20 protein-coding genes are annotated in these 23,770 nt (G+C 45.6%); 9 read left to right on the plus strand and 11 right to left on the minus strand.

Going from position 1 to position 23,770, the window contains the following annotated elements; translation table 11 throughout:
* Window positions 1-371 (minus strand): sulfite exporter TauE/SafE family protein (locus ABNT28_RS00690; protein WP_332923468.1); only part of this gene is annotated, 371 nt, incomplete at its 3' end.
* Window positions 372-698: 327 nt separating this feature from the next.
* Here ABNT28_RS00690 and ABNT28_RS00695 point away from each other — a divergent pair.
* Complete coding sequence (locus tag ABNT28_RS00695; protein WP_332923469.1) at window positions 699-1,703, plus strand: LysR family transcriptional regulator; 1,005 nt, start codon at window positions 699-701, stop codon at window positions 1,701-1,703.
* A 244-nt stretch (window positions 1,704-1,947) separates the two neighbouring features.
* Here ABNT28_RS00695 and ABNT28_RS00700 read toward each other — a convergent pair whose 3' ends face one another.
* The 8 genes from ABNT28_RS00700 to ABNT28_RS00735 form a co-directional block, all read right to left on the minus strand.
* Window positions 1,948-3,042 carry an SRPBCC family protein gene (locus ABNT28_RS00700; protein WP_332923470.1) on the minus strand — a complete coding sequence of 365 codons (1,095 nt, stop codon included), beginning with the start codon at window positions 3,040-3,042 and terminating at the stop codon, window positions 1,948-1,950.
* A gap of 189 nt (window positions 3,043-3,231) precedes the next feature.
* Window positions 3,232-4,050: a hypothetical protein gene (locus ABNT28_RS00705; RefSeq protein ID WP_332923471.1), complete on the minus strand. Its 819-nt coding sequence runs from the start codon at window positions 4,048-4,050 to the stop codon at window positions 3,232-3,234.
* Between the two features lie 64 nt (window positions 4,051-4,114).
* The gene (locus ABNT28_RS00710) at window positions 4,115-5,053 is read right to left on the minus strand and encodes a DmsC/YnfH family molybdoenzyme membrane anchor subunit (protein ID WP_348720849.1); all 939 of its coding nucleotides are present in this window, start codon (window positions 5,051-5,053) and stop codon (window positions 4,115-4,117) included.
* A gap of 12 nt (window positions 5,054-5,065) precedes the next feature.
* Entirely contained in the window at window positions 5,066-5,815 is a 750-nt protein-coding gene (locus tag ABNT28_RS00715; protein ID WP_332923473.1) for a 4Fe-4S dicluster domain-containing protein, read from the minus strand.
* The gene (locus tag ABNT28_RS00720; protein ID WP_332923474.1) at window positions 5,812-8,700 is read right to left on the minus strand and encodes a molybdopterin oxidoreductase family protein; all 2,889 of its coding nucleotides are present in this window, start codon (window positions 8,698-8,700) and stop codon (window positions 5,812-5,814) included. The genes ABNT28_RS00715 and ABNT28_RS00720 overlap by 4 nt, the downstream gene beginning before the upstream one ends.
* Window positions 8,701-8,875: 175 nt before the next feature.
* On the minus strand, window positions 8,876-9,274 hold the full coding sequence (locus ABNT28_RS00725; protein ID WP_332923475.1) for a Rieske 2Fe-2S domain-containing protein: 399 nt from the start codon (window positions 9,272-9,274) through the stop codon (window positions 8,876-8,878).
* A gap of 74 nt (window positions 9,275-9,348) precedes the next feature.
* Window positions 9,349-9,837 carry an aromatic-ring-hydroxylating dioxygenase subunit beta gene (locus ABNT28_RS00730; protein ID WP_332923476.1) on the minus strand — a complete coding sequence of 163 codons (489 nt, stop codon included), beginning with the start codon at window positions 9,835-9,837 and terminating at the stop codon, window positions 9,349-9,351.
* A gap of 203 nt (window positions 9,838-10,040) precedes the next feature.
* On the minus strand, window positions 10,041-12,443 hold the full coding sequence (locus tag ABNT28_RS00735; protein ID WP_332923477.1) for an FAD-dependent oxidoreductase: 2,403 nt from the start codon (window positions 12,441-12,443) through the stop codon (window positions 10,041-10,043).
* A 322-nt stretch (window positions 12,444-12,765) separates the two neighbouring features.
* On the opposite strand from ABNT28_RS00735, the gene ABNT28_RS00740 reads away from it, so the two are divergent.
* The 8 genes from ABNT28_RS00740 to ABNT28_RS00775 all read left to right on the plus strand — a co-directional run bounded on the left by ABNT28_RS00740 (window position 12,766) and on the right by ABNT28_RS00775 (window position 21,409).
* Window positions 12,766-13,872 (plus strand): ABC transporter substrate-binding protein, encoded by a 1,107-nt coding sequence (locus ABNT28_RS00740; protein WP_332923478.1) that lies wholly within the window; start codon window positions 12,766-12,768, stop codon window positions 13,870-13,872.
* Between the two features lie 232 nt (window positions 13,873-14,104).
* On the plus strand, window positions 14,105-14,992 hold the full coding sequence (locus tag ABNT28_RS00745) for an ABC transporter permease (RefSeq protein WP_332923479.1): 888 nt from the start codon (window positions 14,105-14,107) through the stop codon (window positions 14,990-14,992).
* Window positions 14,993-15,031: 39 nt separating this feature from the next.
* Window positions 15,032-15,892: an ABC transporter ATP-binding protein gene (locus ABNT28_RS00750; RefSeq protein ID WP_332923480.1), complete on the plus strand. Its 861-nt coding sequence runs from the start codon at window positions 15,032-15,034 to the stop codon at window positions 15,890-15,892.
* A 27-nt stretch (window positions 15,893-15,919) separates the two neighbouring features.
* Window positions 15,920-16,753 carry an ABC transporter permease gene (locus tag ABNT28_RS00755; protein ID WP_348720850.1) on the plus strand — a complete coding sequence of 278 codons (834 nt, stop codon included), beginning with the start codon at window positions 15,920-15,922 and terminating at the stop codon, window positions 16,751-16,753.
* A gap of 55 nt (window positions 16,754-16,808) precedes the next feature.
* Entirely contained in the window at window positions 16,809-17,693 is an 885-nt protein-coding gene (locus ABNT28_RS00760) for an ABC transporter ATP-binding protein (RefSeq protein ID WP_332923481.1), read from the plus strand.
* Between the two features lie 24 nt (window positions 17,694-17,717).
* A complete protein-coding gene (locus tag ABNT28_RS00765; RefSeq protein ID WP_332923482.1) occupies window positions 17,718-18,035 on the plus strand; it encodes a hypothetical protein in 318 nt (105 codons plus the stop codon).
* Between the two features lie 42 nt (window positions 18,036-18,077).
* Window positions 18,078-18,836 (plus strand): ABC transporter ATP-binding protein, encoded by a 759-nt coding sequence (locus ABNT28_RS00770; protein WP_332923483.1) that lies wholly within the window; start codon window positions 18,078-18,080, stop codon window positions 18,834-18,836.
* Entirely contained in the window at window positions 18,833-21,409 is a 2,577-nt protein-coding gene (locus ABNT28_RS00775; protein ID WP_348720851.1) for a Gldg family protein, read from the plus strand. Before ABNT28_RS00770 ends, ABNT28_RS00775 begins: the two co-directional genes overlap by 4 nt.
* 80 nt (window positions 21,410-21,489) lie before the next feature.
* Here ABNT28_RS00775 and ABNT28_RS00780 read toward each other — a convergent pair whose 3' ends face one another.
* The gene (locus ABNT28_RS00780) at window positions 21,490-22,521 is read right to left on the minus strand and encodes a Fe(3+) ABC transporter substrate-binding protein (RefSeq protein WP_332923485.1); all 1,032 of its coding nucleotides are present in this window, start codon (window positions 22,519-22,521) and stop codon (window positions 21,490-21,492) included.
* Window positions 22,522-22,845: 324 nt separating this feature from the next.
* A complete protein-coding gene (locus tag ABNT28_RS00785; RefSeq protein ID WP_332923486.1) occupies window positions 22,846-23,688 on the minus strand; it encodes an EamA family transporter in 843 nt (280 codons plus the stop codon).
* Window positions 23,689-23,770 lie beyond the last annotated feature (82 nt).

The following is a 23,770-nucleotide window of genomic DNA, read 5'->3' on the forward strand; positions in this document are numbered from 1 at the left end:
CCGCGGAGTGTTTGCGCCCCAGACAGCACGGCTAGGACACCGATCAAGGCTTTTAGGTAATCACCATGAACAATCGCAACAAGCCAGCTTCCTAGCAAAGCACCAGGAGCCGCCCCAATAAACAATATAAATGCCATCGACCATTGAATTGATTTGCTTTGGGCATAAACAAAGGTGCCAACAAGACCCGATATAATATAGGCAAACATGGCGGCAGAAATCGCCAGCTTGATATCAACACCACCAAAATATACCAAAAGCGGTACCAGCACGACCCCGCCGATACCTATACAACCAATAAGCGCGCCTGCAACGAAACCACAGGCAAGATACATCGTAACAACTGACAATAAGGTTGTTTCAAGTTCCACGTGTTGTCCTCAAACCTAACGCCAAAATCTAGAACAAGGAATATTTAACCCACCGGTTTGACAGTTTAAAAAGCCTAATCTATTGCCACTTTTTGATGCTTAACGCTACCACCAGACCAAGGACAAGTCCTGCTTATACTGCGGTTTATGCAAGAAAGAATACTTGCCTCTATTAATAAATTCACAACGGCTATAAATAAAACATTTACTTTTAGCTTTGATCTATAAAAAAACAGGTATACGGTGAAAAAATATAGAGAACGGTTTTGTTAAAGCGTCTTATTAATAGATAGCGTCAAACCAGTTAGAGTTATGGAGGGGTGTCTAATGTTTTTAAAACAACTGGAATATCTTGTTGCCGTCATCGAAGAAAATCATTTTGGGCGCGCAGCAGCCCGCTGTAATGTCACACAGCCGAGCCTTTCAAACGGTATTAAGCAACTAGAACTTGAACTTGGTGTAACCCTTTTTAAACGTGGCCGTGGCCAACGTCTTTACGGCATTACCGCCGAAGGTGAAAAGGTTGCCTCATGGGGACGTCTTATAATTGCCAATTTCTCTGCGCTTAGTAATTCGATTGCTGAAATGCAAGGCAACCTGCATGGCAAATTATCGATTGGCGCAATGCCATCCATGTCGCCTGTTCTGCCTATTATTCTTCAGCGCATTCGCAAGGCATATCCCGGCTTGTCTGTGGATGTACGTTTTGTCGGCAATGATGAAATCAAGATCGGACTCGATAATTATTCATTGGACTGCGCTATCACCTATGTTGACGACGCCGACGCGCTTGGCTGGTGTAACGTATTGCCTGTCTTTACCGAAACATGGGGACTATTGGTTCCTGACTCATTTGAGTTTGAGGATGTAGAAGAAATCACCTGGAAAGATGCAGCAAAGCTGCCTTTCGCCCTGTTGCGCCAATCAATGCACGAACGCCGGATCATTGACAGTACCTTTTCGCTGGCTGGGTGCGAAGTTGTGCCAAAAATTGAGTCAGAATCCATTCTTCATCTTATGTTTCAGACGCAATATACAGAATTATGTACCGTTATCCCATATCACTTTACGCGTATGCCCGGATTGCATGAAGGTACCAAGGTGCTATTGCTGAAGGATCCTGTTGTTCGTAAAGAAGTTGGGCTTTTCTGGGTTAAAGCCGAAACCGAAATGCCAATGTCACGAATTGCTGTTGAGATTTCAAAGGAGCTTAGCGACTCAGGTGAATTACATAACTTCCTGTATGGTCCAAAACAATTCATGGTTGGTGATGACGAGGATAATCAATCCGATGGTTATGCCGCGATCAAGGAAGCTGCCGGACTGGACTAGCCAGCTCACATCTTCCAACATGGCTCTATACTAATTTTGCTAGACCTGTTTATCGAAAATGGGATCACAGCCTGTCATTTCGGCTCGCATGACTGTCATGTTCTTGAACATTATCCTGTCGCCAAATCTAACTAAGCTATTATCTGAAGCCTAGTTACCAATCAATTATTCAAGCTTGTTACCCACAAAAAAGGGCTGGTGTTCGAAAGCACCAGCCCTTTTTTATATATGTCGGATATTAGTGCTATTCAGCAGCAACAACCATGTCTTCTTCAACCGCATGCCCAAGTGGGTTTTCCGGGCTTACACCCAGATGCTTTCCCCATTCGGCGTAATAATGCCGCATACCGACTTCATCATGAATTGTTCCACCTTCATGACGGCCATGCAGAATTCTGCGTGCTTCAGTACCTTCACGCATGGTTGTTCCCTGACCAGCAACGCCAATCAAATCTTCATGCAAGTTACGTCCAAACGGACCCCAGATTGAATTATGATGCTCAATTCTAGTCGCACGCTCTTCAGGGGTGTCTTTCTTCAAACCATAACCACGGAATTCGATCAAAACTTTGTTTGGACCAAGTGGTGTTACTGAGTCACTGCGATAGGCACTGCCTCTCAGGTTGAAGTTAAAGCCTGGGAACAGGTCAACCATGTACCACTGGTTAGGTGGCAGATTCGGGAATGACAATTCGCCTCTATCTTCAAAGCCTTCATATTCTTCATACTGCACGGTAAAGCTGCTTACATTCACATGCCCATTATCAAATGGAATGTTTTTACGTGCGAAATACGCATCGTTGAAGCCTGTTACACGGTTATGGTAGTGCATGAAGTCATGATAGAACTCACTATTGGTGTCGTGCCATAGCTTGTAGTTCGTATCAATGATTGACTTATGATAATGGAAAACTTCCATTTCTTCGGTATCAATCGCTTCAGCGATGCAATCAAATGCACCACATGTCCACTCATCAATGCTCTGCGATGGGTTTGGATCTAGTGTTACCCAGACCATACCGCCATGCTGCACGGCACTATGCAATTCAGTCAGGCCATCGACTGAAATGCCATTACCTGTCAACCTGTCCATTTGTGGGCAAAGATAGGCTTTGATCCCATCACCATGATTTACGGCAACAACGTTTTGGAAAGCAATCTGGCTGGTTCTGAAATCGCCTTTATTTGCCATTTCGCTTTTGTGACACATTGGCACCCAAACTTTGGCAAAGATGTGCTCGATTTCCTGCTCATAAATCTCATAGTTATTGTAACATTCACTTGAGATATACTCAATTTTTGGTGTGGCTAACCATTTCTTATGATTTCTTGGTGGCATTAAACCCTCCATCAACGACTGGTAATATATTTAACTGCAGATACTTTCGGGCTTTTGAGCATGAAGTGTCAACAATTTCGTTCTTATATTTGAGAATTGTCTAATAGCCAGAGGCTATGAAAAACATATTTTTCCAAAGCGCAATAATACCTCTAATCCAGAGGTCACATCACTTTTGGTCTAGCCTTGCTACGAAAGACAAGATTTTGCATCCTGTAGCAACTGATTAATGACAGCAGCGTCATCCATATTATTCTCAGACATTTTATTCAAAGACAATAAATTCGCCGCTTCAAAATCAAGTACATGCTTGTTTTTTGATGATTCTGGATAGTTTTTGCTAACAAAGAAAAAAGGTGCTGGCCGCAGATCATCGCCAAGGCTCATACCAACCAGAATATTTGCTTGTTCTGCCGGCTTAGTCAAAATCTCAAAACTCAGCGTAAAATTCTCTGGTTTGCAGGATATCGCCCCTATTTCTGAAATAGCATCATCACTATCAGCTAGATTTTTTTGCACCTGCGACAAGATACTTTCGGCAATGACTAAACAATCATGCATCGCTTTTAGCTCATTAGCTACAGCTGGGGCGTCATGCTCATCTGTATCACCTAGAAAAAAGTCTTTCGATTCAAATGGAAGTTCAATCGTAAATTTGGAACGGTCACGGTCGCGGTGTAAAAGTTCAACAAGATACCACGCTTCAGCATAGGCTGGTGTGCGGTCATCAAACCAAAAACTATGCCTAACCTTTTCACCATTCTCACAAAAATAGATTTCCAGCTTGGGAATGCTGAGACCAATTTGAAGATCACCATCAAAAACCTGCGTGCAAAGCGTCTCACGATCACGTTGCCAGTGCATGTCTAAATGCTTGTTTTGGGGTAGCGTATCGAGATAACTATGTGCACCCCTAGCCATCCAAAACACCGCATTATGTGCCTCATACCGCGCTTTTTTATAATCTGGGCTGGTAAATGTTGCGATATCTGGCCAGTTATAGGTCAAGCGATTCTCCACAAAAAAAATGATAAATTTTCAGCACAAATGGTTCAGGACGACGCGACTAGTATTATTGCGAATTGCCGTAATACAAGGTCACAACATGGACAGCTTCGGCAAAGAACAGCCATCTTTCCATCACAAGCCCGACAGCAAGGCTGGCGGTCGCAATTGAGGCAAAGAATAATGGTTCAGTCATTCCAAGGCTCAGCACCATGCAAACGGCTGGCACGATAAAGCATAGCAATGTAGATAGCATCCGCATCTGGCGGCTATGTTTACGAGCCACAGCATAACCCATTTCCCGCATGACATAGTTCGGTTGCGTATGCGCAGGTTCAATCTGACGGATTTTACCCTGACCTTTTAAGCCAATAGCCTGTTCAACTGTATAGCCGATCGGCGTTCTATCGATCTTGACCCAATAAAGCCATTTAGCCACCATTGCTGTGGCTGCCAGCATCAAGGCAAGACCAAGTGCCGAGCTGTTAACCTGTTTAAAAATCGTCAATAGCAAAACTTGTAAGATCGCCCCACTAGCAAGGGCAATGATAATGTAATTAGGCGCTGTCATCTTTTGGTTCCACGCACTGATTGTGCGCAAAGAAGCATAGATCATACCTGTGCAATACACGGTTACAACTGACAGGATACCAGTGAGCAAGGCAACATAAGGCACAAAGCCATCAAGTTTGCCAAAGAAAACCCATGAAATGCCAAATATGCCAGCTGGCACATAAGTTAAGATGGCAAAAACGCCTTCGCGCGACAACCATGATGTCCGCCATTGCGAAACAGCACGCCAAGAGCGCTCAGGATGGCCAAGATGCGCCATTGACGACAGCAAGCCTATGGTGATTAACCCTAGCGAAAGCGCCATGCTGACAAAGCCATAAACCGGGCTTTCGGGCAAAACGCCCATAAAACAAGCTAGCGAAATCAGCATCAACAGCCCATAGCCGGCACCTGATGCTGTGGTAAATAGAATAACAGAATAAGCGGGATGCATCTTTTTGTCCTCTTATCGGCTGAGCTTGCGGTCAGCCCAGGCAAAGAATTTTTCGGTCTTGCTACCATCACTGGCGCTGACTGTTTCCTTCAATGCTACGGGTGTTGACGTCACCGCATCACGGCGTTTACGTGGTGGCAAATATTTATTCACAGGCTTATAGCCAAATTCTTCGAGTAGGTTGAAACCTTCGCGCTCGGCAACAAGTTGCGACACTGCGCTGTCTGGATCACCCAGATCACCAAAATGACGGGCACCTGTAGGACACGCGCGCACACAGGCTGGCTGACGATCCTCAGGCTCAAGGTTTTCGTTGTAAATACGGTCAACGCATAATGTACATTTCTTCATTACACCATGGGATGGATCATATTCACGCGCACCATAAGGGCATGCCCACGAACAAAGTTTACAGCCAATACAGGTATCCGGGTTAACCAGAACGATTCCATCTTCTTCACGTTTATAACTGGCACCTGTTGGACAGACTGTCACACAGGCTGGTTCTTCACAATGCAGGCATGAACGAGGAAAATGAACTGTCCGGCTTTCCAGACCTTCGCCAAGCTCAAAGCCATGCACACGGTTGAGCCACGCGCCTTGAGGGTCCTGCCCATAAGGATCAATATCGGTCAAAGGTGCCGAATAACCTGAGGTATTCCACTCTTTACAAGACGTCACACAGCCCTGACAGCCAACGCAAGTATCAAGGTCGATAACAAGGCCAAGCTTTTTCTTGGTTGTAGCAGGAAGCGATGTCATGATTTTGACCCCTTGTTAAATTGCGTGCCATACGCCAACACATCAGGTAACGGCGCGTCAGACCGCGGCTTGAACGGCTCAAAATAAGGCTCAGCTGTACCTGCTTCATCAGGTAACGCCTTGCTGATTTTCACCCGCAAATCGTACCATGCTGCCTGTCCCGTCACGGGGTCACTATTTGAATAGCGATAACCACCTTCACGGGCTGGCAACAATTCCGAAATCAGATGGTTAAGCAAGAAGCCCTGCTTCATCTCCGGTGCATCCTTATCAAGGCCCCATGCGCCGCCACGCTTACCAATCGCATTCCATGTCCACAATGTATCAGGGTTACAGCCTTCCATCAGGCTTACCTGACATTTGACACGACCAATGTGGCTTGTAAGCCACACCCAGTCATCATCGTGTATATCAAGCCCTTCGGCCTTTTCACGATTCATGTACAGACGGTTTGCGTTGGTGATCTGACGAAGCCACGCATTCTGTGATCCCCATGAATGGTACATATGCATGGGTCGTTGGGTAATCGCATGAAATGGGTAATCGTCTTTAATGACCATTTCACCTTCAAAGGTCGGATACCAGAACGGCAAAGGATCAAAGAAGGAAATAATCCGTTCACGATGCGAATCTTCAGGCTGGATATCGCCATGACCTTGCGCTGCAAGACGGAATTTCTGCAATGTTTCACTATATAGTTCAAAGACGATTTGATCTGTTGAGCCATTAAACCCAACCGATTTAGCCCAGTCCAGATAGGCTTTGTTCGCATGTTTGTAATAGCGCATTTCTGGCTCAAGTTCATGCGCGTGGAAACAGCCATTATCAATATATTCCTGCAACTGATTCTGGTTTGGCTCGCCAACGCCATATTTAGAACCATCTTCACCACGCCATCCAGCAAGAGGGCCAATGCCCGGCGCACGCTGATGATTGGTAATGTAATCTGCATAGCCGCCTGGATATTTGGCCGTGCCATCTTCATTTGTCATCCCTGGCAAACCAAGGCGAGCGCCAAGATCAAGCATCACCGTTTGGAACGGACGCACATCACGATCTGGCTCGATGACAGGCTGGCGAATGGCATCGTTAGCAGAATCAGGATCTGAGATCGGTCGATCCAGCATTGAAATACAATCCCATCTTTCAAGATAGGTTGTATCCGGCAGTATCAAGTCAGCATAAGGCACCGTTTCCGAATAAAACGCATCCGAATAAATGATTTTTGGAATGACATATTCGCCTGTATCCGGGTTTTTGGCCGTCAGGTGACGCAATGTATCAGGCACATTCATCGACGAATTCCAGCCCATATTGGCCATATACATAAACAGCACATCAATATTATACGGATCCATCGAACCCGCATTATTGATGACCATATGCATAAGACCATGCGCTGAAACCGGCGCATCCCAAGAATAAGCTTTGTCGATACGCAATGGTTTTCCATTGTCATCGACAAGCAAATCTTCAGGACCCTTTACAAAACCAAGAGGCGGTCCCGGAAGAGGGGTGTTTGGCTTGACCTGATCAACTTTACCCGCAGGACGAATGCCTGGTGGAATCGTTTTTGGATAAGGCGGCTTGTAACGAAAGCCACCTGGGCAATCGATTGATCCCAGCAAAATCTGTAGAAGGTGTATCAAACGACACGTATTAAAGCCGTTTGAGTGCGCCGAAATTCCGCGCATCGCATGCATTGATACCGGACGTCCGATCATCTTGTCATGTTTGCGGCCAGCCCAGTCAACCCATGGCTGATCGATAACGATTTCACGCTCGAAAGCAGCTTCGGCAAGTTCACTTGCAATCCGTTTAATTGTATCAGCTGGAATGCCGATTTCATCCGCGACAGATTCGGGTGCAAATTTATTGTCTAGAAACCGTTCGGCAATCAGTGACATTACAGGCACGGCCTGCGATCCGTCCGCTAATGTGAAAGAACCGTTCAAAGCTGGATCAATATCAAGTGTATTGGCACCAGCAGCCTTGTTTTGGTTTTTATCCCAGGCCAGCGGCTCGCCATCTTTGTCACGCGCAATCAGTCCATCATCAGCACCACCTGGATTCTGGATGACAAGCCAATGTGAATTTGTGTAACGCACAAGATAATCAAGATCGACCTTGCCAGCTTGCATCAGTTCATAAATCAACGCTGAAACGAACAGGCCATCACTTCCAGGCTTTACCCCCAGCCATTCATCAGCAATAGCGCCATATCCAGTACGAACCGGATTCACAGCAACAACCTTGACACCACGCTCTTTCAGCTTGCCAAGAGCTTTCTTGATTGGATTAGAACCGTGATCTTCGGCCACACCCCATAGCATAAAATATTCAGTTTTATCCCAGTCAGGCTCACCAAATTCCCAGAAAGACCCACCAAAGGTATATAATCCTGCAGCGGCCATATTGACTGAACAGAAGCCACCATGTGCGGCAAAATTAGGCGTACCAAACTGCGACGCCCACCAACCTGTTAACGCCTGACTTTGGTCACGACCGGTAAATAGGGCAAGTTTACGAGGGTCTTTTGCACGCACGTCGCCAAGCCAGCTTGACGCCAGATCCAGCGCTTCATCCCATGAAATTTCAGCAAATTCACCTGAACCGCGGGGGCCAACTCTTTTAAGCGGTGATGTCAACCGCGCAGGCGATACTTGGGTCATTATTCCCGAAGCACCCTTGCCACACAGAACGCCTTTATTTACGGGATGATCACGATTACCTTCAATATATCGCACCTGGCCATCTTTAAGATAAACTTTGATCCCGCAACGGCAAGCGCACATATAGCAGGTCGTGGTTTTAATCTCATCAGCAGGATTCGTTTGAAGATCGATAACAGGGTCGCTGTTATTTTCACTAATCGGTGCATCCATCTTAACTAACCCCCAAAAACATCATGTTTATCTATACGACTACACAGAACATATACAAAATTATCTTTCTATGTAACCCAGACAATCATCTGTTTTGTTTATAAAAACTGATGGCCTTACATCAATTATCCTGATTATAACATTATGTTTTTCCGTGATTAGCGTGGCATTACCCCTAATCAAAATCGTTGTCGTCATCGCCAAAGAATTCGTCATCATCGATGTCGTCTTCTTCATTAAAATCATATTCAAGCTGTTCGGTCACAAAAACCATAATATTGTCGCCATCGACTTTGGTGTCATAGGTTTTAAGCGGCAGTTCAGCTTCGTCCTGTAATTCCATTGTTTCAAGATCCCATGACCACAAATGCTTTGTGCATGTTAACTTGCAACCCAAAATTGTTCCAGACTCGTCTAAAGGCTCTTCCATATGCGGACAAATTGGCGGCAATGCTGTGAAACCGGCCTTATGGTGTGCAACCACAAGAGGGATTCCACCACCAACACTTGCCCAAAGTTTTTTTATCGTACCTGGTGGCACTTCACTCGTAGCACAAACTTTTATCCAGCTCATTGTAATGGTTTCCTTCCAAAATTTAGCCTAATCTTTCGCTTTGGCTTGCACCACAAGCATCCTTGGATCAACGACTAGATCGGCCAATGAGACCCTTTGTCCATACGACGGTTATCAAGCTTTGTTTCACGATTTACGAATTTTGCCACACCATCTTTGATCGTGAATTTGTCGTGATATTTGCCAACCACAAACAAACGACTTTCACCCGAATCAAGATGCGCATTGATGCCATCAAGCATATTTTGATAAACAACAACCGAACTAACAGCTTCAGCTGTTTTGCCATCATCAGCGATATCAACTGTATAAACAGATGTATGACGACGAAGCGGTGAGTGGTCTGTATTATGCTTTGGTAGCATATCCATAAGACCTTGTAGCTCTTTCTTATCGCCAGAAAAATAAATCATCTCTTTATTAATTTCTGGGCTGAACGATGTTATTGAATAGTGAAACGAATCATCACAAAGCTCGAACCAATCACTCCAATTAAGCTCATCTAAAGCTAGTGCTGCCTTGTAGATAGTTCTCTCTACCTGCTTTTCCATATCTTGTCCCATTGCATCTCCTCTCGCCATATTATGGCTCTTTGATATTGTTATTTGGTCTTAAAAGCTCCGTTAAACGAGAGCATTGAAATCATAAGTTTTTCTAAACTTAGCTTGCAATTTGTTATTTAAAATCAGGGCTTAAGCAGATCCCTAATTACACCTTTTTAGAAGTTGTCCTGATCTCTGTTTCAAAATTTATAGCCTGCCAATTATCAATCAATTGGCGAAAACGACACGTCAGAAATAAGTTCAGGATCTGGTGAAACGTTGGTATCCATACATTGTTTGGCCATCATGTAGGTAGCTGGGTCGTTGAAAACCTCAACTGCAACAAGCTGTTTTTGCCTGTAGCTCCAGAAAGAAATTCCACCCTCGCGGCTACCTAGTCTGGTGACCTGATAAACATCTTTATCTCCCACTGGAACAACGCCAACTGATTGCAGGTTGGCATCGTACTGATCCGACCAGAACCATGGTGTCTGAATTGTTGGTGGCGCAACTTGCATCAATGTCGAAGCAGCTATGGCAGCGGTTTCTTGTGCATTGTGAACTGATTCAATAGCTATTGCAGAACTGCGTTGCAAGGCAACATCGCCAATGGCCAAAACATCCGGATGGCTAGAATACATCTGGCTATCAACAAGAATGGCACCACCATCTGCACGCTGTGTTTCAATGCCCGCATCATTGGCTAATTTGCTGTCAGGCAGGACACCAATACCAACAATAAGCATGTCACCAGTTAAAACGGTTCCGTCGGCAAGCTTGACGCCACTAAATGCGCCATTGTCTTGCATAATATCTTCAACACCGATACCGGTCGATACAGTCACGCCATGGCTGGCATGAAGATCCGACAAATATTCGGCTGTAGGTTCACTAGCAACGCGCGCAAGAATTCTATCTGCAGCTTCGATAACGTTTACCTCAATACCCTTTTTCCGGAAAGACGCGGCCACTTCAAGACCAATATACCCCCCACCAATGATGATCGCTCTTTTGGCATCCTTCATCTTGTCACGAATAGCGATCGCATCTGCAGGTTGCCTGAGGATAAATGCATTTTGCATGCCCTCAGCACTAGGCAACATACGCGGCACTGCCCCACTGGCCAGAACCAGCTTGTCAAAATGAACCTGCTCGCCACCTTCCAGCAGCAAATATTTGCTATCTAAATCTATTTTTTGAACGTTGGTCTTGGTTCTAAGAGCAACATCTTGATCTTTGTACCATTTTTTCCGCTTCAAAAGAAAAACTGGATTTACCTTTTCTTCGTCATCAACCAAAAATGCTTTCGACAGTGGCGGACGCTCCATTGGCCCCCCACTTTGACGATCAAGAATGGTTATACTTCCCTCAAACCCGCTTTTACGCATCTTATCGGCAAAATTGATACCTGCGTGACTTGCCCCTACAACCACAACACTATAGCCAGTTTTATCAGAGCTTTCTTTTGAATCAGTATCAGAAACCGATGGCGCATCAGCATAAGTCTTGTTCAGATCCTCAGGATGACGCTTCATCCAGCGTCCCCACTCGTTATAATATTGCTTTAAAGACTGCTCGTCTGGAGCTTCGGATGTGCTGGCGTCATCACCACGAAGATATGAACCACCAATGGTAAATGGGCTCCAGATTGAATTATGGTGCTTTACGCGGGCATTGCGCACTTCATCGCTGTCGCTTTTGAGGCCAAGGCCACGATATTCGACCATCACTTCATCAGGACCAAGCGGCGTGATTGTGCTGACACTCAACGCTGACCCATGTAAACTGAAATTAAATCCAGGGAACAGATCAACCATAAACCATTGACCCGGCTTCATCTTTGGAAAGGTCAAAGATTCCTGACCATTGCCTTCTGCACCAAAGGTACCAGCGACGGCATGACCATATTCAAAATCAGCTTTTCTTGTTGAAGACAGCGCCGAATCACCACTTTGTCTCATAAAATCCTGATGGAACTTTATTGTTCTATCGTGGTTAAGCTTGAAATTGGTGTTCAGAATTTCCTTGTGATAGTGAAAAACCTCTAATGGCTCATCGTCGATGGCGTCGGCAAGCACTTTCAAAGGTGCGCCAACCCAATCATCAAGCGAGACTGATGGTCGGTCATTCATATTCACCCACACAAAGCCGCCATATTTTATTTCACAGCGCAACCGACGCAGGCCAGCCTCTTCTTTTGAAAAACGATCCTGATAACCTTCTTTTTCTCGCGCAACATAAACACAGTTGCCCTTCATATCGAACTGCCAAGCATGGAACATACATGTAATTCGCTTTGGATTGCCCGATGCCTGTCCTTCCAGAAACGTACCTTGTGGTCTGCGCTCAATTAACATGCCGCGATGCGGGCACACATTAAGATAGGCGTGAACCTTGTTATCGGCCGCTCTAAGGATGATGATGTTTTCGTTACCTATACTTGAGGTACGGAAATCATAAGCTTCGGGAAGCTCGGATTCGTGACAAACAGGAACCCATACATTTTTAAATATTTTTTGCTGTTCTTCAGTTGAAATTTTACTGTCCGAAAAAATCTTCTGATCAATCCAGTCGCTGTGAGGCGCTGATGAATTGTCGGCCTCTTGAGTATGATTGATTGTTGGCATGGCTTCCGCTTCCCGTTTTACTTTGTATTCAGTAAATTTTTTATAACTTTAAATTAACTGTAACAAATAAGAAAATGACAGTGTAGCCAACAATCGATTGCATTGTTCTATCACTTGATCGAAGCACCCAATAAAGATATGACTTGATAGTTGGGCGTTATAAACCTTTACTTTAATCAAGATCATGCAAATAAAAATAAAAAGCATGTTTATTGGGGAAGGATTATGGGTACTATGCCTATTATTAAAGCTAGTATAGCTGTAATATATGTGTGTGCGTTTACATCACGTCTTCCCCGTTTTTCAAAAATGGGAGGAAAGTATGACTTTCAAGCTATCTAAGACTCTTGGAGCAATTGCGGTTGGCGCAATGGCAATGTCCCCAGTAACAGGTATGGCAACTGTAGATTTCGGCAATGACGGCGAAGCAGTTGATCTCGTAATTGGATATCAGCCTTATTATACAGAATCATGGACTGGTGTTGTTAACAACGGCAAGGCATTCTGGAAGAACCACCTACCTGCTGGCTCAACCGCTGATTTTCAGGTTGGCCTTCAGGGATCAGTTATCGTGAACGCCATGGCTGGTGAAAAGCAGCACATTGGTTACATGGGTGACATGCCAGCGATTGCATCTACATTTAAAGTGATCCCAGAGCGTGGCGGCACAGACATTCGTATTGTTGCGGCTCTTGGCACTTCAATGCAGCAGTGTAACATCTTCCTCGTTCGTAACGATGCACCTGAGTTCGCTAACGGTAGAGACGCTGTAAAGTGGATGGATGGCAAAATTACATCTGCACCACACGGCGCATGTACTGACCGTTTTGCCCAGCTCGCATTTGCCGAGTCTGGCATCAAGCCAAAGAAATATCTGAACCAGAACATCGAAGTTATCACTACTAACTTCCGCGCTGGTAAGTTGGATGCAGCCGCTATCTGGGAGCCAACAGCTTCAAAGATGGTTGCTTCAGGTATCGCCCGTCGCGGCGCTTCAGGTATCGACTTTGGTGCACTTGACGGTGCTTTCATGGTTATGTTGAACGATCTGATCGAGCAACGTCCTGATGCAGTTACTGGTTGGTTGAACGCCGAGCTTGACGCGCAGATTTTCGTAGCTGATCCAGCTAACGCAGATGCTGTTGCAACAATGGCTGAGGCTCAGACTGAGCAGATCGACAAGTCAATCCTGAAAGCGTCTTTGTATGACAGCCCAATCGCTGGTTCAAACAAGCTGACTTTGGACTTTGTTATCAGTGATCGCGCACGTAACCTGATGGCTGATGCTACAGCGTTCTTGTACTCACTGAAGAAAAAGCCTGCTGCGACACCAACAATCCGCTCAGGCGGTGTTATGCCACAGTTCGCTGAAGACGTTCTTCGTGCACGCGGTATGACGTCACCAGTTGGCGTTATCAACGCTAAGTAATCTGATGCATATCTAAAAATTAAGTCACCCTGAGAATTATTTTCTCAGGGTGATTTTTATAACCCATTATATTTATTTATTTATTTACTATCGACTATTCTTTATTGATTGCATCACTTAGTTGTTAAAAAAAATCTATTACTGAATCACTTTGATTGCGCGCGCAAAAGTGCGACATTTTGTATCGAGTTTTAAGAAGAATTTAAAAATGTAATTCTGGGAGTTCACAAAAATGGCCACACAACAAGTTGTTGCAGGACGTCAACGGCGTACCGAAGCACCCAAGGGATTGGACATGGTCCAATATCGAATTGTAAAGGCGTTATCGACGCCGACACCATATCTTACGGCCATGGGTGTAGGATTGTGGCTGTTTACCTATTGGGTGCTTTGTGAAGGGCTTGAAGTATGGCGCTTTACCAAGCTGCCTGGCCCTGTTGCTATATCAAAGGACTGGTTCTCACCAGAACCATTCCAAGGTATTTCGATTTTTACCCAAGAATATTACCAGCATATCTATGTTAGCTGCCAACGTATCGCCATTGCCTTTGCGATTGCGACCGGTGTTGGCGTTCCGCTAGGTTTGTTCATGGGCTGGTCTAAAAAAGTACGCGACTACGCCTTTCCGCTTTTGGAAATCTTCCGCCCAATCCCTATTCTGGCGTGGGTACCGCTATCAATTCTGCTTTTGCCAGGATTTGAAGGCCCGGTGATTTTCCTTGCGACTTTGGCGTCTTTGTTTGTGACAACCTTGAACGCTATGCTTGGTGTGGACTCAATCGATGATGATTATTTCCGTGCCGCTGGTTGCCTTGGATCAAGCAAATGGGACGTGTTCAAAAACGTCGTTGTTCCAGGCGCGTTGCCATACATCTTTACCGGATTGCAGATTTCGATCGGTGTTGCTTGGTTTTCGCTTGTAGCCGCCGAAATGGTGTCTGGTGACCTTGGCTTGGGCTATCTTATCGTCGATGCCTACATGAACAATGTTACCGTTCCAATGGTTATCGGGATGATTACACTTGGCTTTATTGGATATGTGACATCAGTCATGGTGCGTATTGTCGGTGACAAACTCATGCAATGGCAGGTACGCGAACTAGCACAACAGGATCGCTAATAGCGCCTCGTTACCGATTTAAAAAAGGATTTTAAGGTTATGACAAAACAAAACGCTTCAAAAAAAGGTGCGGCTGCCACAAAGGGTGCTATCAGCATTCGCAACGTGACCAAAATTTATGATCCTGAAGGGGTCAATGTTAAGGCTGTCGATAATTGTTCTATGGAAATTGCCGGTGGTGAAATCTGCATGATTGTCGGTCCGTCTGGCTGTGGTAAATCTACTTTGCTGAACGCAATTGCAGGTTTCCACTCAATTACCGAAGGCCAGATCGATGTTGACGGCGAAATGCTATGTGGTCCAGGCCGTGAAAAGGCTGATCAAGGTGCTGATCGTATGGTCGTATTCCAGAATGGTGCTTTGTTTCCATGGAAAACACTGGTCGAAAATGTTGCCTACGGACCAATGGTGCAAGGTGCGCTTAACAAGGCACAGGCAATGGACAAAGCGGGTACAATGCTTGCCGAAGCTGGCCTTGGTGACGTGATTAACAAATTCCCTGGCGAAGTGTCGTCAGGCATGAGCCGACGGGCAGAAATTGTGCGTGCTTTGATTAATGATCCAAAGGTTTTGCTTCTGGATGAGCCGTATCGCGCGATGGACGCATTAACCAAGCAAATCATGCATGAATCACTGCTTGAGACCTATGACAGAACTAAGGTCACAATCTTTTTCATCACGCATGATCTTGAAGAAGCCATTTTCCTTGGTGACAAAGCGCATGTGGTAACAACACGTCCGTGTCAACTCAAGAAAACTGTCGAAGTAAATATTCCGCGTCCTCGTTCATACGAAACGCAATCATCTGAAGCTTTCCGAGCCTTGCTGAGCGAAGTGAATGAAGCGGTCCACGAAGAAGCCGTCAAAGCCTTTCAGGCTGGCGAACGCGAGATGGCTTAGGCCACAAGATCGGAAAGGTATTGAATTATGGGAAATAGTACTGTGCAAAAACGTTCTAAACTTTCGAAAATGTTGCGAAGCACTGAATTGCGTCGCGGTATCATGGCTATCTTTGTGTTTTTGGTCATTTGGCAGTTTGGTGCGCTAATTGACGATTGGACAGGTTATGACATGCTTGGTATCGGCCTTGTGCCGCCGCCAATTGATGTTCTCATCACCTGGGGTGACGTTATTCCTAATATAGGCTATTGGCAAAGCTGGGTATCTAGCTTCCAACGTGTTCTAGCTGGGTTCCTCGTGGCCATGATTGTTGGTATTCCGTTTGGACTATTGCTGGCTGTGAACAAGTATTTCCGGGGAATTTTCTTTCCTCCATTTGAAATCCTGCGTCCAATCCCACCACTAGCATGGGTGCCAGCTTCATTGATTTTCTGGCCTACAAACGAAATGTCTATTGCGTTTGTGACCTTCCTTGGCGCGTTCTTCACCATCGTGATTAACGTTCTTGGGGGAGCGCGGGCGATTGATGTGCGTTATCTGCGTGCAGCGCAATCAATGGGTGCAAGTCAGTGGCATTTGTTCTCAAGAATCATTTTGCCCGGCACATTGCCATCAATCTTTACTGGTGCTGCCGTGGGTATGGGCATCACATGGGAAGTTGTGCTTGCTGCCGAGATGATTTCAGGCGGTGGCACTCAGGGTGGCGGTGGCCTAGGCTTCTTCATCTGGAGTTCGTATATGGGCGGTTCACTTGAACATATTGTTGTCGGCATGATTTCTATCGGAATCGCGGGCTACCTCTGTTCGAGTTCAATTCGTCAGTTAGGTATTTTATTCATGCCATGGCGTCGTCTGTTCTAGACAGCGTTTGTGAAACTAGGCAACAGAACAATTTAAGGTTACAGGGAGCATACCAATGTTGACCAATCGTAATTCCATCGCCCGCGCGGCTACTGCTGGCGGCGCTACCAAAGCAAAAAAAGCGGCAAAAAAGCCAGCAACAGGTAGCACGCTCGAACTAAAAAACGTATCCAAGGCATATGGTGAAGAATGGATGTCAGATCAGATTCTTGATAATCTGAGCTTATCCATTCCGCCAGGGGAAATGACCGTTATTGTAGGTCCGTCAGGTTGTGGAAAATCAACTCTGGTTAATTTACTTGCCGGCTTTGAAGAGCCTGACTCAGGCAAGATCACAATCGATGGTGATGAAATCACTGGCCCAGGTAAAGACCGGATGGTGGTGTTTCAGGAAACCGCACTGATCCCATGGCAGACAACATTTGAAAATGTTGTCTTCGGCCCTAAATTGCGTGGTGACTCAAACACTGCTGACCTTGAAGAAGAAGCCAAAAAGCTACTTATCAAAGTTGGTCTTGGTGAATTCATGACCAAGTTCCCTCTTCAGCTTTCAGGTGGAATGCAGCGTCGCGCTGAACTGGCGCGTGCGCTTATCAACGAACCTAAAGTGATGATCATGGACGAACCATTCCGTGGTCTTGATGCAATGTCACGTAGCCTAATGCAAGAGTTCTTCCTTCAGCTTTTCGAAGAAAACCGTCGTACGAACGTGTTTGTTACATCGGAAATTGACGAAGCTATCTTCCTTGCTGACAGCCTGATTGTTCTGACCAACAAGCCTACAAAAGTTGAAAAGATCATTGATATCAAACTTCCGCGTCCGCGTAATTACAGCATGCTGACCTCTGCCGAAGCGTTTGAATATAAGCGTGAAACAATGGCTATTCTGCATGACGAAGCGATGAAGAGCTTTGCAAACACATCTAAAGGCGTAGCTTAACAGCTACGCTTCAGGGCAACGACCATGCTGGACTTTCTATTTCTGATTTCAGCTAAACCGGTCGTTGTCACCCTGGCCACTATTGGGGCCATTCTCGCAACATTTTCAGCTGCGATTGAAAAATTCATTACTGATAAAAAAGCTAGTAATGATCCTAGTCAGGTAAATACAAATCATACCGCCAAACCCGCTCATAGTGCTGGGGACACCACCGATAAAAAAGAATCTCATCTGCCTCGATCATCTTTTGGAAGTTGGCTTAACCGATTGGGATATGGCATTATGGCCATAAGTGTCGTTTTGTTTATTATCGCTGGGTTTATTGTCGATCTTCGCGGGTGAATAGACTGACTAGTAGCCATAAAGTGTCGAAGCAGGATCATCGTGTTAATTGAAGCCCAAAATCTATCAAAAGCCTATACATCTAAGCCTGCAGCAAAGAATGTTTCATTCAGTGCAACAGCTGGCTCGATTATCGGTCTTCTAGGAAGCAATGGTGCTGGAAAATCAACCATAATGCGGATGCTTGTCGGCTCGCTAACGCCGGACGCAGGACAAGCCTTTATCAATGGTTATGATATTGTAACGCAACGTCGCCAAGCACAGCATCAGCTTGGTTATCTTCCTGAATCTGCAGTTGGGTTTAATAATCTCAGCGTATATGAATTTCTAGCCTTCACCGCCGAGGCGCGAGGATTTACGGGTCATCAGAAACGCACCCTGATCAATAATGTTTTCGACCAGCTTGACCTTGGCGGTGTGCGACATAAGCTTCTAGGCACCTTGTCCAAAGGTTGGCGGCAACGAAGTTGGCTTGGGCAAGCTTTGTTACACAACCCGCCAGTACTGATCCTTGACGAGCCAACCGACGGGCTGGACCCCAATCAGAAATCACAGCTTCGCGAAAAACTAAAAATTCTTGGCAAAACCAAAACAATCCTGATGTCCACGCATATTCTCGAAGAAGCTGAAAATATGTGCGCGCGTTTGGTCGTCATGCGTGATAGCCAGCTTGTTGCTGATGGCTCAACGTCAGAATTTGTTGATAAGAATGGCCGACTTGAAACCGCAATCCACGCCTTGACTGCACCAACTAGTGATGATTTGGGCAAAGATGATGCCCGTAATGAGATTGAGTCATGAACGCTACCCAGCCAAAAACATCACAAATGACCATGATAATGGCTGCCGCTAGGCATGAATGGCGACAATTGACCTATTCGCCTTTGACAATCATTTTTCAAGTTGGATTTTTACTAACACTGGCCACAGCTATTTTTGTGATTGGCGACTTTTTCACCACCGATTTGGTGGTCATGGATTTACAATGGACGTTTCTGCCATGGATTGCCAATGTCTTTATACCTGCATTGGCAATGCGTGCCTTTCATGGTCAGAATAACGAAGGTGCAATGGAACTAACCTTGTCTTTGCCCCTATCAACGGTCAGCATCACGGTTGGCAAATGGATAACTGGTAGCTTTATCCTTTTGATCACGTTGGCAATGACCTTACCCTTTGCTTTGACCATAGCCTATCTGGGATCACCTGACTGGGGCATAGTCATCGCTGGTTATATTGGCGCCAGTTTGTTGCTGTCATCTGCCTATGCTGTTTCAATGCTGGCCGCAGCCTTGTGTAGAGAACAGATTGCCGCTTTTGTTTTAGGTCTAGGTTTTTTGCTTCTCCTGATGTTGCTTGATTCTGGGCTTGGTGAATTGACGATATTACCACCTGCTTTGCAATGGGTTGCGGATACATTGTATTTAGCCAGCCCCCGCCATTGGCTTGATGAAATGGCGGATGGACGAATTGATCTTGCTGGATTGGTCTATTTCATGGCCCTAATAGGACTCTCACTTGCCGCGACAAGTGTTTTATTGGCGCGATTTCGACGCAATGCGACGCTGAATCTTGCCAGTATCTGCGCCCGCATTAGCTTAGTTGCTGGCGGCATTATCGCGATCATGGGCTTGTCTGGCCTGCTAACAAACGTTCCTATTGCACTTGATCTGACGCAACAGAAAAGCTTTAGCCTGCATGCCGAAACAATACATATAGTCAAACAGACCAGATCAGCTTCAAAAACACCAATTGAAATCAAATTATTCTACAACAAGAATGAAACGCCTGTTCCAGCACGTATTCGACAGCATGTCCGGCGTGTTGAAAGTCTGCTTGACCAGTTCGAGAGTTATGCAGAAGGCGGTATAAAGATCAGCAAAATCACTGTTGAGCCTGATACCATAACCGAAGAAAGTGCAATTCTTGATGGTATTCAGCGGGTGCCCATGTCATCTGGTGACAGCCTATATTTTGGGGCAACCTTTCAGCTTGGCGATAGACATGCCGCCATATCTTATTTTGATGAACGCCGCGCTGAATTGCTGGAATATGATCTTGCACTCGCTGTCAGCAATCTGGCACGCAAGACAACACCCAAAATCGGTATCTTGTCATCTTTATTCATTCCACGAAATGTTAAAGAGCCACGTCCCGGCCTCGCCATACTTGAAGAACTGAAAAATCAGTTTGATATTGCCATTATCCCCTATTTTGGGGATAGCTTGCCCAATGATCTGGATGCATTACTTGTTATTGACACACCCGTTCTAAAAACGGACATGCTACGCTCGATTGACGCCCATGTGATGGCAGGCAAAGGCTTGATGGTCATGGTTGATCCGCATCAACGTCTGAACCGTGGAAATGCCAAATTAGAGTCAGCACCAATCAGCCAGACCAATATCTTTACAATAAACGATCTGCTAGCCGCCTATGGCATCCGCTTTGATCAAAGTCAGGTTATTGGCGATAACACCATGGCAGCGACTGTTGTGGGGAATGATGGCAATCAGATTAATTATCCTTATTGGCTTCGTGTAAGGCGTGATGCGATTTCTACCACCCACAGCACCACCGCCGATTTAAACGAACTGCTTTTTGCCGAAGCTGGTTATTTCACTCTGTCACGCCCTGACAATAGCGATCTGACAATATCAAGTCTGATAACCACCAGTATCGATAGTGGATCACAAGACCGCAAAGTATTTCGTACATCTGCTCCCGACCAGCTTGCTGCTAGTTTCAAGGCTGATGAAGGCGGCGCGCGATCTGTTGCCATCCACATTGCTGGCTCGTTGCCAACGGCCTTTGGTGGCGATTCTAGGGCTGTTTCTGCGTCTGTTTTTGCAATAGCTGATACGGATTGGATTTATGATCCCATGAGTTTGCAAGGGTCAGGCGAAGGCGGGGCTGAATTTTTGCGCCCTCTGAATGATAACTTTGCCTTTATGGTGAATATGGTTGAGTTTCTTGCAGGTGATAGTCGCCTGCTTGGTATCCGGTCACGCGGCAATCTGGTACGATCTTTCACGCTTGTTGAGACTATGATGCGCGATGCCCAGCAAGTGTATAAAGATACCGAAGCCAATTTCATCAACCAAATTGCCAAAGTCGAAGGTAGCATTACCGAAGTTCTGAGCATCACAGGTGCCAAATCAGTTGATGAACTTCCAACCAATTTGCAAAATCAGATACGTGACCTGCAAACCATGCTTTTGCCCCTGCGCCAGAAATTGCGGCAAATAAGGCGATCAATGCGGCAAGATGTTGAACATCTGTTCCAGCAAGCGACCATAGTCAATATTGTCGCGGGGCCGCTTCTGGCGCTTATGCTAAATCTGCTATTCTGGTACCGCCGCAAACAAAGCTAGGCAAGAAAGCGTCACGTTACTCTGTAGCCCGTGACACTATCATAACCAAAACATCAGTGGGTAAAATTCAATTAACTGCTTTACCAGCCAACCCGATCAATAATTTTCTGTGCTGTTACAGACAATCTGGCAATCTCGGACACTGATGTCTGATCTTCTTTGAACGTACCCCAGAGTTTCAAATCTTCAGGCAGTTCAAGGCTTTCATTTACAGGATATTCATAATTGATCTTGGCATAGAGACTTTGTGCCTTTTCAGATACCAGAAATTCCAGAAGTCGTTGCGCATTGGCTTTGTTTTTGGAATGGATGGCGATGCCACCACCTGAAATATTTACATGCGCCCCGCGATCATCTTCGCCCTGATTAGGAAACACAAGATTGATTGAGTCAGCCCATTCGCGATGCGCCGCATCATCGGAATTGAGCAACTTTCCGAAATAATAGTGATTCAGAATTGCGATGTCGCATTGGCCTTCAAAGATAGCTTTGACTTGGGCGCGGTCATTACCCTGTGGGCGGCGGGCAAAATTGGCAACAAGATTTCGTGCCCAGGCTTCGGCCTTTACTTCGCCATGAGCAGCAATCATCGAAGCCACCAGCGCACGGTTATATACATGCGAGCCGGGACGCGAACAAATTTTGCCCCGCCATTTTGTATCAGCCAGATCCTCAATACGAAGCACGGCACCATCAGCAACCCGAGCTTTTGACACACCGACAATCCGACTACGCTTTGACAAGCCAAACCATGTGCCATCCTTGCTTCGCAAATGCTCCGGAATCACCTGATGAAGAACATCTGATTGCACAGGTGCAAAAAGACCTTTTTCAGCATATACGCTCAGGCGGGCAATATCGACCGTTAACACAAGATCAGCCGGGCTATTGGCACCTTCTGTCGCAAGCCGTTGCGCCAAACCTTTTGATGCAAAGACGACATTGGTTTTGATACCTGTCTCAGCCGTAAACGCATCCAGAAATGGTGTGATCAAAAAAGCCTGACGATGCGAGTAGATATTCAGCTCCGATGCGTACGACGCGGCATGCCCAAAGACGATAACGCCCATCATGGCAAGCTTGATGATAAATCTTGATAAATATGTTTTCACGACGATTTTCCTTTATTATTCCTAGTCAGTAGTACCGCCCAAGCTGGCGTGATAGCGGCACCAGCATTTACTATATGGAGCCCCAGATATGAATCGATCACCCGATGACTTGTTATCGGTGTAGCGCACCCCAAGCCAACGGAAGATCCTAAATCATCTTTCACCACATTAAGAATGGTAATGAGAATGATTATTATTCTTAATTCTTAAATAATTCAAAAAGTATTGTCAATAATAAAAATGATAATGAGTCGCAATATCATTTTTATTCAGCCCATCTAGATAAACGTCATATTGATAACATAGAGGATCATCATTCATAACTCAGGCAAGGCGCAAAATGATGACACCCGCAAGAATGATTATTGTCACAACAATTTTCATCACCGTCAGCTTTTCCTTTAGCAACGTTGTGCCAAGCAACAGAGCAAAAATCACCGAGGTCTCACGCAAAGCGGATACAACGGCGATAGGCGCTGACAAACATGCCCATAACACCAACACATAGGCGATATAGGATAAATTTCCGCCAATCAGCAGGATTTTTCGGCCATCAGTTGTAATGCGGCTAAGAACACCCGGATGGAATACCCGCAGATAAATCATAAAAACGGCACCATTGATGGCCGTAACCGCACCGTAAAAACTAAGTGCACTTCCAGCATGGCGCGTGCCATACCCATCCACCAACGAATAACCCGCAATAAAGCAACCGGTAATCAGCGCCAGAACCATTCCTGTCAGCGGGGTTTGCGTACGATGAAACTGGAAAATGCCATGCAGAATAATACCGCCTGACACCATCAGAATACCGACAATCTGTTGTCCTGAGAAATCACTCTTAATCACAATCATGCTGATAAGGGTAATAAGTAATGGCGCAACACCGCGCGCAATTGGATAAATTTGCGTCAGTTCACCATGCCGATAGGCATTCATCAAAAATATCTGATAGCCAAGATGGAAAACCGCACTTGCCATCAAAAAAGGCCAACTGGAAAAGGGTGGCAAACCAACAATCATGAGTCCCACAAAAGCAAGAGGCAGATGCCCTATCATGATCGCGCCAATACCAAGCGCCTTGTCATCGCTACCACGTACTTGAAAATTCCAGAATGCATGCAAAAAGGCCGCCAGCAAAACCACGGCAATGACAGTGACTTCCATTTTGCCCACCTTTGAATGTTGAAAGACCAGAGCATCTATTCAGGTGGCAACATAGGAAAGAAGCAACCAGTCAATCTGCTAT

The sequence above is a fragment of the uncultured Candidatus Puniceispirillum sp. genome (assembly GCF_963979125.1).
GTDB lineage: Bacteria > Pseudomonadota > Alphaproteobacteria > Puniceispirillales > Puniceispirillaceae > Puniceispirillum.